This is a genomic window from Streptomyces sp. NPDC048671 (assembly GCF_055587045.1).
This window is the reverse complement of the sequence record NZ_JBVJHB010000003.1, coordinates 360,113-373,304: the sequence shown is the minus strand read 5'-3', so window position 1 is coordinate 373,304 and position 13,192 is coordinate 360,113. Positions and strand designations below refer to the sequence as shown.

General features: G+C 72.6%; 12 protein-coding genes. 4 read left to right on the top strand and 8 right to left on the bottom strand.

Annotated elements, in window-relative coordinates; genetic code table 11:
* Positions 1–79: 79 nt before the first annotated feature.
* Positions 80–742: a helix-turn-helix transcriptional regulator gene (locus tag ACZ6S6_RS08620; protein WP_024488613.1), complete on the bottom strand. Its 663-nt coding sequence runs from the start codon at positions 740–742 to the stop codon at positions 80–82.
* Positions 743–990: 248 nt separating this feature from the next.
* Positions 991–1,650, bottom strand: a complete 660-nt coding sequence (locus tag ACZ6S6_RS08615; RefSeq protein WP_362954881.1) for a DUF3000 domain-containing protein — start codon at positions 1,648–1,650, stop codon at positions 991–993.
* Positions 1,651–1,741: 91 nt separating this feature from the next.
* Here ACZ6S6_RS08615 and hemE point away from each other — a divergent pair, with 91 nt between their 5' ends.
* Complete coding sequence (gene hemE, locus ACZ6S6_RS08610) at positions 1,742–2,815, top strand: uroporphyrinogen decarboxylase (RefSeq protein ID WP_362954880.1); 1,074 nt, start codon at positions 1,742–1,744, stop codon at positions 2,813–2,815.
* Between the two features lie 22 nt (positions 2,816–2,837).
* Here hemE and ACZ6S6_RS08605 read toward each other — a convergent pair whose 3' ends face one another.
* The gene (locus ACZ6S6_RS08605; protein ID WP_362954878.1) at positions 2,838–4,220 is read right to left on the bottom strand and encodes an FAD-dependent oxidoreductase; all 1,383 of its coding nucleotides are present in this window, start codon (positions 4,218–4,220) and stop codon (positions 2,838–2,840) included.
* Positions 4,221–4,308: 88 nt separating this feature from the next.
* Positions 4,309–5,256 (bottom strand): DUF4349 domain-containing protein, encoded by a 948-nt coding sequence (locus tag ACZ6S6_RS08600; RefSeq protein ID WP_469704434.1) that lies wholly within the window; start codon positions 5,254–5,256, stop codon positions 4,309–4,311.
* A 127-nt stretch (positions 5,257–5,383) separates the two neighbouring features.
* Here ACZ6S6_RS08600 and hemG point away from each other — a divergent pair, with 127 nt between their 5' ends.
* Both hemG and hemQ read left to right on the top strand, forming a co-directional pair.
* A complete protein-coding gene (hemG, locus tag ACZ6S6_RS08595; RefSeq protein ID WP_469704433.1) occupies positions 5,384–6,913 on the top strand; it encodes a protoporphyrinogen oxidase in 1,530 nt (509 codons plus the stop codon).
* 4 nt (positions 6,914–6,917) lie between these two features.
* Positions 6,918–7,652 carry a hydrogen peroxide-dependent heme synthase gene (gene hemQ / locus ACZ6S6_RS08590; protein WP_362954873.1) on the top strand — a complete coding sequence of 245 codons (735 nt, stop codon included), beginning with the start codon at positions 6,918–6,920 and terminating at the stop codon, positions 7,650–7,652.
* Between the two features lie 154 nt (positions 7,653–7,806).
* Here the strand turns inward: hemQ and ACZ6S6_RS08585 are convergent, their stop codons facing one another.
* The 4 genes from ACZ6S6_RS08585 to ACZ6S6_RS08570 form a co-directional block, all read right to left on the bottom strand.
* Positions 7,807–8,847, bottom strand: coding sequence for a TIGR04222 domain-containing membrane protein (locus ACZ6S6_RS08585; RefSeq protein ID WP_469704432.1), 1,041 nt, complete (start codon positions 8,845–8,847; stop codon positions 7,807–7,809).
* A 5-nt stretch (positions 8,848–8,852) separates the two neighbouring features.
* The gene (locus ACZ6S6_RS08580) at positions 8,853–10,172 is read right to left on the bottom strand and encodes an MbnB/TglH/ChrH family RiPP precursor modification enzyme (protein ID WP_469704431.1); all 1,320 of its coding nucleotides are present in this window, start codon (positions 10,170–10,172) and stop codon (positions 8,853–8,855) included.
* A 126-nt stretch (positions 10,173–10,298) separates the two neighbouring features.
* Entirely contained in the window at positions 10,299–11,435 is a 1,137-nt protein-coding gene (locus ACZ6S6_RS08575; RefSeq protein ID WP_469704430.1) for a serine hydrolase domain-containing protein, read from the bottom strand.
* A 227-nt stretch (positions 11,436–11,662) separates the two neighbouring features.
* Positions 11,663–12,430: a peptidyl-tRNA hydrolase gene (locus ACZ6S6_RS08570; protein ID WP_469704429.1), complete on the bottom strand. Its 768-nt coding sequence runs from the start codon at positions 12,428–12,430 to the stop codon at positions 11,663–11,665.
* Positions 12,431–12,501: 71 nt separating this feature from the next.
* Here ACZ6S6_RS08570 and ACZ6S6_RS08565 point away from each other — a divergent pair, with 71 nt between their 5' ends.
* Positions 12,502–13,179 (top strand): AIM24 family protein, encoded by a 678-nt coding sequence (locus tag ACZ6S6_RS08565; RefSeq protein WP_469704428.1) that lies wholly within the window; start codon positions 12,502–12,504, stop codon positions 13,177–13,179.
* Positions 13,180–13,192 lie beyond the last annotated feature (13 nt).

Here is a 13,192-nt window from a genome sequence, read left to right as displayed (position 1 = left end):
ACGGAACGTTCCGTCGACGGGCGCCGATGCACGTAAACCAGCCGGATCCGCATTTCTGCACACCGGCGGGGGTGTGGAATCAGTGGATGATGCCCGTTCGCAGGGCCACGGCGACCATTCCTGCGCGGTCTCCGGTGCCGAGCTTGCGGGCGATTCGGGCGAGGTGGCTCTTGACGGTCAGGGCGGAGAGCCCCATGGAGACGCCGATGGCCTTGTTGGACTGCCCTTCGGCGACGAGCCGGAGAACCTCCACCTCGCGGCCGGACAGTTCGCGGTATCCGCCCGGGTGGCTCGGTGTGCCGGGGGGACGGCGGTGCATACGGGCGGCATTGGCGCCGATGGGAGCGACGCCGGGACGGGTGGGGTGGCCGATGTTGGTACGGGTGCCGGTGACGACATAGCCCTTGACGCCGCCCGCGAGGGCGTTGCGTACAGCGCCGATGTCATCGGCGGCGGAGAGGGCGAGGCCGTTCGGCCAGCCGGCGGCTCGGGTTTCGGACAGCAGGGTCAGCCCGGAACCGTCGGGCAGGTGGACGTCGGCTACGCAGATGTCGCGCGGGTTGCCGACGCGGGGGCGGGCCTCCGCGATGGACGACGCCTCGATGACGTCACGTACTCCGAGTGCCCACAGATGGCGGGTGACGGTGGAACGGACGCGCGGGTCGGCCACGACGACCATGGCCGTCGGCTTGTTCGGGCGGTAGGCGACCAGGCTTGCGGGCTGCTCTAGGAGAACGGACACCAGGCCTCCTGGGGAGTGGCGGGACGGGCCGGCTTGGGGATGAAGCCGGGGCGAACCGTGCTTGAAGGGTCACTGACCTCTTCGGCACCGGACGCCCGCTCCTTTAGAGAAAGATCACGATTTGGTGAGTAACAATTCGGGCAAATAGGACACGCGCTCGATTGTACGAAAAGAGAGCCGGTGTCTGTGCGAGGTTTATGACGCGGTGTCACGAAATGTGGAGGCGGGGTCCCGCCCGCGGACACGGCCTACGAAACCTGCGGCCCGCGCCGCTGCGGCAGCGTCACCACCGACGCGTCGGCCGCGCCCGAGGGCGGCAGCCCGGCGATCTGGCACAGCAGGTCGCCCCACGCCATCAGATGCGCGCCCGTGTCCGGCACGCCGCCGCGCCCCTCGCGGGGCGTCCAGGACGCCCGGATCTCGATCTGGGTCGCCGGACGCCGCGCCCCCAGCGCACCGAAGTAGTGCGAACCGGCCCGGGTGACCGTGCCGCCCGCCTCCCCGTAACTGAGGCCGCGCGCCTCCAGCGCCCCGGTCAGCCACGACCAGCACACCTCGGGCAGCAGCGGATCGGAGGCCATCTCCGGCTCCAGCTCGGCGCGGACGAGGGTCACCAGCCGGAACGCGCCCTGCCAGGCCTCGTGCCCGGCCGGGTCGTGGAGCAGGACGAGCCTGCCGTCGGCGAGATCGTCCTCGCCGTCGACGACGGCCGCCTCCAGCGCGTACGCGTGCGGAGCCAGGCGCTTCGGCGGCCGCGTCGGCTCCACCTCCAGTTCGGGGCGGAGCCGCGCCGAGCGCAGTGCGTCCACCGCCGAACGGAACGCGGGGGGGACGGAACCCCCCTCCGCACTGTCCGTGCTGTCAGTGCCATCGGATTGATCGGAGAAGTGTCCCTGCGCCGGAGCCATGCGGGGAAGAGTAGGCGGAACCGGAGCCTCGCGCAGGGAAGGACACCCGTCGGTGCCGGGCTCCTTCCGCGTGCGTGCGAAGATTCTGTGTGTGAGTGCCAACGATCGCCCCTCGGGCCACCAGACGAAGACCTCCGCCGCCCACGACTCGGTGTTCCTCAAGGCGTGCCGGCGCGAGCCAGTACCGCACACGCCGGTCTGGTTCATGCGCCAGGCGGGGCGCTCGCTGCCCGAGTACCTGAAGGTGCGCGAGGGCATCGCGATGCTCGACTCCTGCACGATGCCGGAGCTCGTCGCCGAGATCACGATGCAGCCCGTCCGCCGCCACAAGGTCGACGCAGCGGTCTACTACAGCGACATCGTCGTCCCCCTCAAGGCGATCGGCATCGACCTCGACATCAAGCCCGGCATCGGACCGGTGATCGCCGAGCCGATCCGCACCCGCGCCGACCTGGCCCGGCTGCGCGACCTCACCCCCGAGGACGTCTGGTACGTCACCGAGGCCATCGGCCTGCTCACCGCCGAGCTGGGGCCCACCCCGCTGATCGGCTTCGCGGGCGCCCCCTTCACGCTCGCCAGCTACCTCGTGGAGGGCGGCCCGTCCCGCAACCACGAGCACACCAAGGCCCTGATGTACGGCGACCCGGAGCTCTGGGCCGACCTGCTCGACCGCCTCGCCGAGATCACCGGCGCCTTCCTCAAGGTCCAGATCGAGGCCGGCGCCAGTGCCGTGCAGCTCTTCGACTCCTGGGTGGGCGCGCTGGCCCCCGCCGACTACCGCCGCTCGGTGCTGCCCGCCTCCGCGAAGGTGTTCGACGCCGTCGCGTCGTACGGAGTCCCGCGCATCCACTTCGGCGTCGGCACCGGCGAGCTGCTCGGCCTCATGGGCGAGGCCGGCGCGGACGTCGTCGGCGTCGACTGGCGGGTCCCGATGGACGAGGCCGCGCGCCGCGTCGGCCCCGGCAAGGCGCTCCAGGGCAACCTCGACCCCGCCGTGCTGTTCGCCCCGACCGAGGTGGTGGAGGCCAAGACCCAGGAGGTGCTGGACGCGGCCGCCGGTCTTGAGGGCCACATCTTCAACCTGGGCCACGGCGTGATGCCGACGATGGCCGCGGACGCGCTGACGCGCCTCGTCGAGTACGTCCACACGAGCACCGCCCGCTGACCTGCCGGGAGCCGGGCACCGCTCAGGCGGTGCCCGCCTTCCGCAGCGCCGTCACCGTCTTGCGGGCCGCCACCAGGACCGGGTCCCAGACCGGTGAGAACGGCGGGGCGTAACCGAGGTCCAGGGACGTCATCTGCTCGACCGTCATCCCGGCGGTGAGCGCCACCGCCGCGACGTCCACCCGCTTCGCCGCCCCGTCCCGGCCCACGATCTGCACGCCCAGCAGCCGCCCCGTGCGGAACTCCGCGAGCATCTTCACCGTCATCGGCCGCGCCCCCGGGTAGTAGCCCGCCCGGCCCGTCGACTCGATCGTCGCCGTGACGAACCGCAGCCCCACCGCGCGGGCGTCCTTCTCGCGCAGCCCGGTGCGGGCGATCTCCAGATCGCACACCTTGCTCACCGCCGTGCCCACCACCCCGGGGAACGTCCCGTAGCCGCCGCCGACATTGGCCCCGATGATCTGGCCGTGCTTGTTGGCGTGGGTGCCCAGCGCGATGTGCCGGGTGCGGCCCGCCACCAGATCGAGCACCTCGACGCAGTCGCCGCCCGCCCAGATGTTGTCGTGGCCGACGACCCGCATCGACAGATCGGTGAGCAGCCCGCCGTGCGGACCGACCGGCAGGCCCACCGCGCGGGCCAGCGCCGTCTCCGGCTCGACGCCGATGCCGAGCACCACCACATCCGCCGGGTACGACGAGTCGGCCGTCTCCACGGCGCTCACCCGGCCGTCCGGCCCGGTACGGATCGCGGTGACCGCCGCCCGGTTCACCGTGGTGATGCCGAGACCGTCCATCGCGTCATGGACCAGGCGCCCCATGTCGGGGTCGAGCGTCGCCATCGGCTGCTCGCCGCGGTTGAGCACGGTCACCTCGAAGCCGCGCTTCAGCATCGCCTCCGCCATCTCGACGCCGATGTACCCGGCGCCGACGACGACCGCGCGGTGGCCCGCCGCCCGGTCCAGCGAGTCCAGCAGCGCCTGCCCGTCGTCCAGGGTCTGCACACCGTGCACCCCGGCCGCGTCCATGCCGGGCAGCGCCGGGCGCACCGGCCTGGCCCCCGTCGCGATCACCAGCTTGTCGAAACCGGTCCAGGACGTCTCGCCGGAGTCCCGGTCCAGGGCGCGCACCCGCTGCCCCGCGACATCGATCTCCGTCACCTCGGTGCGCATCCGCAGATCGATGGCGCGGGCCCGGTGCTCCTCGGGGGCGCGCGCGATCAGGTCGTCCCGCCGCTCGACGTCACCGCCGACCCAGTACGGGATGCCGCAGGCGGAGTACGAGGTGAAGTGGCCCCGCTCGAAGGCGGTGATGCTCAGTTCGTCCGGACCCTTGAGCCGTCGCGCCTGGGACGCGGCGGACATGCCCGCCGCGTCACCGCCGATGACCACCAGTCGTTCCGCCGTCATGCCAGTCCCTTCGATTCGATACCCCGTCCGAAGGCCCACGCTACGGCGCCACGGCTCCCGGGGACGCCGTGGCGCCCCCGGGACGCACTCACCCGCCGTCCGGCCCCGCCTTCCCGCCCCGGCGCCGCAGCAGCCGCCACAGGACCAGCGCGACGGCGGCCACGGCCAGGAACGGGGCCGTGGCGCCCAGCGCCATCGCGAGCCACTTGACCACCGTCACGAAGACGTGCCAGCCACCGCTCAGGGCGTCCAGGAACCCCGGACCGTCCTTGTCGTCCGCGGCATCCGCCTTCCCGTGCGCTTTCGGCTCCGAGAGGTTGAGAGTGATCGTGGCCAGTGCGGTGCGGTCCTTCAGCGAGGCCTGCTCGGCCAGCATCGATTCGAGCGCCGCCTGACGGCTGCTCAGCTCGCCCTCCAGCGCCACCACATCGGACAGCTCGTCGGCCCGGTCCATCAGCTTGCGCACCCGCGCCACACTCGTGCGCTGGCTCGCGATCCGGCTCTCCACGTCGACGACCTGGTCGGTGACGTCCTTGGCGGTCGACGTGCGGGAGAGCAGTTTGCCCGTACCCGAGAGCTCCCGCAGCACATTGTCGTACTCGCCCTGCGGAACCCGCAGCACCACGTGCGAGGAGGCCCGTGCGGCGTCGACCTGCTCGGTCTTCTCGTCAGCGATCAGACCACCGGCGGCTTCCGCCGTCACCCGTGCGGCCGCCGCGGCCTCCGGCGCGCTCTTCACCTCCACCGACAGCGAGGCGGTACGGATGACATGAGCGGCGGCCGACGGATTCGGCTTCCTCGCCGCGGCCGAACCGCCCGCGTCCTCCTTGGCGCCCCCGGCGGTGGCGCCCGCCTCGTTCCGCTGGGCCGGGGCCGCGGCCCGCTTGTCGGTGCTCGCCCCGGAGTCGTCGGCCGCGCCGCAGCCGCTCAACGCCAGCACCGCGGTGAGCAGTCCGGCGGCGAGAGCGGTGTGCGTGCGGCGGGCCGCCGGACGGCCCGGACGTCTGCCGGTACGAGTGGTTGGTGCTGCCTGCATAACTGTCCCCCCAGGACGGGTGATTGTTGGTTCCGGTTCGACGTACGGGGGGCCGGTCCGGGTTGCGCGATACCGGTTTCGAAGCGGTCACGGTCAGGACTCGGAAGAGATTTGAGAGAGTGGGGGCATGCAGCGTTCAGCAAACCGCGCGGACAGGGCCACGGGACACGTCGTCGTCATCGGCGGCGGCATCGCCGGACTCGCGGCCGCCCACCGGCTTCTCGGCACCGGGCTGCGGGTCACCCTCCTGGAGGCGACCGACCGGCTCGGCGGCAAACTCAGGACCGGCGAGGTCGCCGGCGTACAGGTCGACCTCGGCGCCGAATCGATGCTGGCCCGCCGCCCGGAGGCGGTCGGCCTGGCACGGGCCGTCGGCCTCGGGGACCGGCTCCAACCGCCCGCCACGGCCACCGCGTCCCTGTGGACGCGCGACGCACTGCGCCCCATGCCCAAGGGCCATGTGATGGGCGTACCGGGCGACCCGGCGGCGCTCGGTGAGGTGCTCTCGCCCGAGGGACTCGCCCGGATCGCCCAGGAGCGCGACCTCACCCCGACCGCGGTCGGCGACGACGTCGCGGTCGGCGCGTACGTGGCCGACCGGCTCGGCCGCGAGGTCGTCGACCGGCTGGTGGAGCCGCTGCTCGGCGGGGTGTACGCGGGCGACGCCTACCGGATCTCGATGCGCGCCGCCGTACCGCAGCTCTTCGAGGTCGCCCGGCAGGGCGGCTCACTCCTCGACGGCGTGACCCGCATCCAGGAACAGGCCGCCGCCCGGCAGCAGAACGGGCCGGTCTTCCAGGGCATCGAGGGCGGCATCGGCACCCTCCCGGACGCGGTCGCCGCCGCCGTACGCGCCGGAGGCGGCGAGATCCTCACCGAGACCCCGGTGCTCGGGCTGACCCGTACCGCCTCCGGCTGGGACGTGCGCACCGACACGCGGGTGATCGCCGCCGACGGCATCGTCCTCGCCGCCCCCGCCTGGTCCGCCTCCACCCTGCTCGCCGCCGAGTCGCCGGCCGCCTCCGCCGAGCTCGCGGGCGTCGAGTACGCGTCGATGGCCCTGATCACCATGGCCTTCCGGCGCTCCGACGTGACCGCCGCCGAAACGCTCGACGGACGCTCCGGCTTCCTGGTGCCCCCGGTCGACGGCCGCACCATCAAGGCCGCCACCTTCTCCAGCCAGAAGTGGCAGTGGGTCGCCGACGCGGCCCCCGGCCTGTTCCTCCTGCGGACCTCGGTCGGCCGGTACGGCGAGGAGGACCACCTGCACCGCGAGGACGCGGAACTCGTCGACGTCTCGCTCCGCGATCTCGCGGCGGCGACCGGACTGGCCGCCGAGCCCGTCGCCACCGAGGTCACCCGGTGGATCGGCGGACTGCCCCAGTACCCCGTCGGCCACCTCGGCCGGGTCGCCCGGATCCGCGAGGAGGTCGCCAAGCTGCCCGCGCTGCGGGTCTGCGGCGCGGTCTACGACGGGGTCGGCATCCCCGCCTGCATCGCGAGCGCCCACCGGGCCGCGGACGAGATCGTCCGCGACCTCGCCGGGGAGAGCGGCGCGGACACGGGGGACGGCGGCGCGGACACGGGGAAGATCGCGGGGGAGATCATCGCCACCCCCACCCTGGTTCAGGGCACAGGGAGCGAGGCGGGACAATAGCCGTATGAGCGCTCCTGAGACTGTGACATCAAGCAAGGGTCCCAACGCCGGCAAGAAGGCGAAGGACCTCAACGACGTAGTCCGCTACACGCTGTGGTCCGTCTTCAAGCTCCGCGACGTGCTGCCCGCCGACACGGACCGTGTCCTGTACTCCGACGAGGTCCAGGAGCTGTTCGACCAGCTCGCGATCAAGGACGTCACCGTCCGCGGCACCTACGACGTCTCCGGGCTGCGCGCCGACGCCGACGTCATGATCTGGTGGCACGCCGAGACGGCGGAGGCCCTCCAGGAGGCGTACAACCTCTTCCGGCGCACCCGGCTGGGCAGGGGGCTCGACCCGGTCTGGTCGAACATGGCGCTGCACCGCCCCGCCGAGTTCAACAAGTCGCACGTCCCGGCGTTCCTCGCCGACGAGACGCCGCGCGACTTCATCAGCGTGTACCCCTTCGTGCGCTCCTACGACTGGTACCTGCTGCCCGACGAGGACCGTCGCCGGATGCTCGCGGACCACGGCAAGATGGCCCGCGGCTACCCCGACGTGCGCGCCAACACCGTCGCCTCCTTCTCCCTCGGCGACTACGAATGGGTGCTCGCCTTCGAGGCCGACGAACTGCACCGCATCGTCGACCTGATGCGTCACCTGCGGGCCTCCGAGGCGCGGATGCACGTCCGCGAGGAGGTTCCCTTCTTCACCGGCCGCCGCAAGTCGGTCGCAGACCTGGTGGCCGGGCTCGCGTAGCGAGCGGGTTCAGACCACCCCAACCCGGAAGATCAGACGGCGGGCACCGCGGCACTGTGTGCCGGCCGCCGTTCCAGCGACACCGGGTTCGGCTCCTGGTGCGGCGCGCAGCCTGCGCGCCGCACCGTTGTCGTTTACGGGCACGGGGCACCGCTCATGAGCTGCTGCCGCAGCTCGATCCGGATGATCCGCAACTCGATCCGGAGCTGCAACTCGATCCGGAGCCGCAGCTGGACCCCGAACCGCAGCTAGAACCGGATGATCCGCAACCGGACCCCGATCCGGAACCGGATCCCCCACCGCACCCGTTCCCGCCACCCCCGCCGCTGTGCCCGGACGAGCTGCCGCACCCGCCACGGCCCGGGGCCGTACCGGCGCACCACACCGCCGCCATGAGCATCGCGTCGGAGGAGCCCGAGGAGTGGTGCGACGGCGTGGACGGCACGGCCGGCCTCGTCCGGGACGCCGTGAGCAGGTGCCTGCGCAGCTCGGGATCGGGCAGGGCCCGCGGCCCGGCGGTCGCCACCAGATGGGCCGGATCGGTCCGCGACGCGTAGGCGGCACGGTATTCCGCGGCGGCACCGCGGCCCGCTCCGGTGATCCGGGACCGGGCGCCGCCCACACAGACGAAGCCGATGACGGCCCCGGCGAGAAGCGCCGGGAACACCTTCGGGAAGAACGGGACGGCCGACGCGGCGCCGTAGTCGTCCGAGACGAACTGATGGATGGTCACGGCGACGGCGGCCGGGACCCCGAGCAGGCAGAGCAGCCCCTGCGCCATGCCCCAGCGGATTCGGGTCCGGTTCGCTCCGGGCGGGGCCAGCAGACCGCGCGACGCCAGCCCGTCGCCGATCTCCTGCACCGCGGCATGGCGCATCGTCGCGGCCCGCAGGGTGTGCAGCGCACCGCTCGGGGCCGCCGCCTGCTCCTGGAGCACGGCCCGCTCCACCGGGTCGTGGGCGACCGGCCGTTGGACCGCGACGATGCCGGGCCCGCCGACGACCAGCCGGCCGTCCGCCTGCATCGCGGCGAGCGCCGTGTCCACGACCCGGCCCGGCCCGCCGTTCAGGAAGGCCACCTCGGAGAGGTCGTGGACGGGGCCGCCCGGCCCGCGCCCCGCACGGCGGGCTGCCGTGATCAGCAGCGTCGAGGAGACCGCGACGGCGATGGTCAGCACCAGGGCCAGGGTGTTCATCCCGGTCACCTTCCCGCGAGTACGGATCGGGCCGCACGCGCCAGCCGGGTGGTGCGGCGCGGCGGACGCGGGGCGGCCCGGTCCTGCCACCAGTGGGTCAGCCGGCGGCGGGCCGCGCTGTCCTCGGGGCGGCCCGCGACGAGCAGCTGCTCGGCGAAGTCCAGCGCGTCGCGCCGGTAACCGTCCGACATCGGGCGGGCCTTGGCATACGCGAGGAACGCCCCCCGGTAGGCCTGCCCGAGGATCTCCGGGAGCTCGGGTGCCACCTTGGCGACGACATCGGCGCGCTTGGCGGCCAGCGCCCGGCTCTGGACGCCGAGCCGGCGGTGGTCGAAGCCCTCCGGGACGGGGGTGCCGGCGACCAGGGCGGAGAGCAGCGAGGTCTGCGCCACCGCGACCCGGTCCCGGACGGTGTCGCTGTCCACCGGTTCTCCGGTCCGCTCGGCGCCTGCCGGTGAGCCGGTGCGCGGGGACGCCTCCCTGGGCACCGGCCGCGCACGGCCCCGGCCCGCGTCGAGCGTGGCGCGGATCGCGTCCAGCTCGCCCGCCAGCTCGGCGGCCGGCGGGAAGTCGTCGTCGCGCTCCAGCAGGACCCCGGGCGGGCTGACCCGGGAGCGCAGCTCGGCCAGGACGGCGAGGACCGGCTCGGTGACCGGGTGGGCGTGCGTGTCGTGCCAGACGCCGTCCTTCTCGACGCCGCCCGCCACATGCACGTACGCGATGGCCTCCACCGGCAGCTCGTCGAGGGCCCTGGCGGGGTCCTCGCCCTGGTTGACGTGGTTGGTGTGCAGGTTGGCCACGTCGATGAGCAGCCGGACCCCGGTGCGCTCGACCAGCTCGGCCAGGAACTGCCCCTCGGTCAGCTCCTCGTCCGGCCAGGAGATCAGTGCCGCGATGTTCTCCAGGGCCAGCGGCACCGGAAGCGAGTCCTGCGCGATCCGCACGTTCTCGCACAGCACGTCCAGCGCGGCCCAGGTGCGCGGTACGGGCAGCAGGTGCCCCGCCTCCAGCGCGGGCGACGCGGTGCGCGGCCCTCCCGCCCGTACGAACGCGATGTGCTCGCTCACCAGCGGCGTGCCCAGCAGCGCGGCCCGCGCCGCGAGGCCCGCGAGCCGGCCGGGGTCGGGGCGGTCGGCTCCGCCGAGCCCGAGCGAGACGCCGTGCGGCACCACGGTGACGCCACGCTCCCTCAGCCGCGTGAGGGAGGCGGGCAGATGGTCGGCGCACAGATTCTCCGCGACCGCCTCCACCCAGTCGACCCCCGGCAGTTCCTCCACCGCGTCGGCGATCTCCGGCCGCCAGCCGATACCGGTACCCAGCTTCATCGAGTCCCCCTCGTCCACTCCGTGCAGGGGTCATGGCCCCGGCATACGGCGGTGAATCCGAAGAGGGGGACGTTCAGAGCTCGATTTGAGGTTCCCGGCAAGGGCAGCGGCAGGGGCAGGGCCGGGTCACCGGGCGCCGTGCGAGGCGGTGCGGTCAGCGCACAAGGCCGTGTCCACGACACTCTCGACATGCTTCATGGCCGCCGGGTCGGTCGGCTGGATGGTCACCGCGACATTGGCGGCGCGGCCGTCGGCGGCGACCCCGCCCCGTGTCTCGTATCCCGGGAAGCTGCCGCCGTGGCCCCAGTAGACCCCGCCGCACGACAGCGGCATGCGCACGAGCCCCAGTCCGTAGCGGGCGCCGGGGCCGAAGTACTCGGCGGGGACGGTGGTGCGCATCTGGGCGAGCTGGGCCGCCGGGAGGAGGCGGCCGGCCAGGAGCGCGGTGAAGAACCGGTTGAGGTCGGAGTTGGTGGAGATCATCTGACCTGCCGCCCAGGCCCAGGAGGGGTCCATCTCCGTGACGTCGCTCAGGGGCGCGGTTGCCGAGTCCCTGTCGTAGCCCTTGGGGTGGGGTTCCCGGATGGTCGTGTCACCGCGGGCGGGGAAGTAGGTGTGGCGCAGCCCGATGCGTGTGATGACGCGCCGGTTCAGCTCCTCGGCGAGGGGCCGGCCGGTGACCTTCTGGACGATCAGGCCGGCCAGCACGTAGTTCGTGTTGCTGTACTCCCACTTCGTTCCGGGCGCGAAGTGCGCCTCGTGCCGGAGCGCGATGTCGACGAGCTCGCGGGGTTCGAAGTCCCGTGGCTGGAGGTCGTAGTCGGTGTAGTTGGGAAGTCCGCTGGTGTGCTGGAGGAGCTGACGGACGGTGATGCGGCGTCCGTCGATCCCCTCTCCGCGTACCAGGCCCGGCAGATAGGTGTCGACCGGGGCGTCGAGGCGGATCTTCCCTTCACCGACCAGTTGCAGCACGACCACGGCGGTGAACACCTTGGTGTTGCTGCCGATCCGCACCTGCCCGTCGCGGGGCACCTTCGAGCCGGTGGCCAGGTCGCCGACCCCCGCTGTGTAGGTACGGGTGCGGCCCTGGCGGTCCTTGACGCTCGCCAGTGCGGCGGGCATGCCGTCCGCGCGCACCAGCGCGTCCAGCCCCTGCTGGACGGCGTTCGGCCTGGCGGTGGCGGTGGCGGCGGCGGAGGCCGCGGGCGGCACCAGGAAACCCATCGTCATGACGCCCACGGTCAGCGCGGCGGCGGCCGGCACGGCTCTGCTCGGACCGCCCCGCTGCCGCCCGGAAGAACGAGACCTTTTCCATGCCTGCGTACGCACGAGCCAACTCCTACGGAATCTTGGGGAAACCAGCGCTATCTGCCGGGCCCAGCATTTCCGTTCGAGGTCGTACGGCGCGATCCTGCTGGCCGCCCGCTCCGGATGGGGCTAACCCCCGGTCCGCTCAGCCGATGGGGAACGGGACGGGGGCGGAAGACGCCCTACGGCCGTCGCAGGGGCGGGAGGGAGCCGACGCGGTGGGCTCCCTCGGCCACCACGGTCATCCCGGGGGCGATCTCGGTGAATCCGGCATCCTCCACCACCGGCAGTCCGCTCACGGTGAGTTCCCGCCAGCGGTCCGCCCCCGCGGTGGCGACGGCGAGCGGGAATCCCGCCTCGCGCCATGCCGTGCGCTCCGGCTCCGACAACTCCCACCAGGCGAGCTGTGCCCCGTGCCCGACCTGTGCCATCTCCTTGCCCGCGGACATGTCGAGCTCCGGGTTCAGCCAGAGGACGGGCCCGGCGAGGTCGGGCGCGGCAGGCGGCTCGGGGTCGTCCAGCTCCGTCCCCGAGACCTGGAGCTTGGCCAGCTCCTTGGGCCAGCGGTCCAGCGGCACCGGCGGGAAGACCCGCACCTCGGCGCTCCCGCCCGTGACCGTGATCCCGGGCAGTGCGCAGGCCTTGCGCCACTCCGCGCCGCGCGCCCGCCGCACCACCTTGCGGATCCGGGCGTCCTGCCAGTCCCGCATCGCCTGCGCCCACTCGCCCTCGCCGAGCGACCGCTCGTCGGAGAGCATCACCAGCACCGCGCGGGCGGCCGTGCGCAGCGCGTCGGTGCGGGCCGGGGGAGCCGTCTTCTCGATATGGACCACCAGCGGGAGCACGTACTGCTGCGCTTCGTCCCGGTTCGTCCGCTCGGGGCGGAAGGGGCTGTCCGCAGGCAGGCCGGCGGTCTCGGACGGGGGCGCGGGGGTGTCGTTGCTGCTCACCCGTCCAGTCTGCCAGCCGCCCGGAATCCGGCCCTTGGCGGAATGAATCCCTCCGGGTGAGGATGCACCGCATGAAGAGCGATCTATTCTCCAGCGAGCACATGGCGGAGCAGGCAACCGCCCCCGGAATGACCCTGCAGAACACCAAATCGATCAAGTACGCGGTCAGCGGCGAGATGCACGCACGCCAGGGATCGATGATCGCCTTTCGGGGTGATCTCCAGTTCGAGCGCAAGGGCCAGGGGCTCGGCGGACTGCTCAAGCGTGCCGTCACCGGGGAGGGCCTGCCGCTGATGGCGGTGCGCGGCCAGGGCGAGGCGTGGTTCGCGCACGAGGCGGCCAACTGCTTCATCGTGGAGATGGAGCAGGGCGACGTCCTCACCATCAACGGCCGCAACGTCCTGTGCTTCGACTCCACGCTCGCCTACGAGATCAAGACCGTGAAGGGCGCCGGGGTGACCGGCGGCGGCCTCTTCAACAGCGTCTTCACCGGGTACGGGAAGCTCGGCCTGATGTGCGAGGGGAACCCCATCGTGATCCCCGTCACGCCGCAGCAGCCGGTGTGCGTCGACACGGACGCGGTCGTCGGCTGGAGCGCCCACCTCACCACGTCGCTGCACCGCTCGCAGAGTGTCGGCTCGATGCTCCGCGGCGGTTCGGGCGAGGCCGTCCAACTGCGTCTGGACGGCGAGGGCTTCGTGATCGTCCGTCCCAGCGAGGTCAAGCCCGAGAAGGCGTCGGCCAACTGATCCTCCCGCCCGT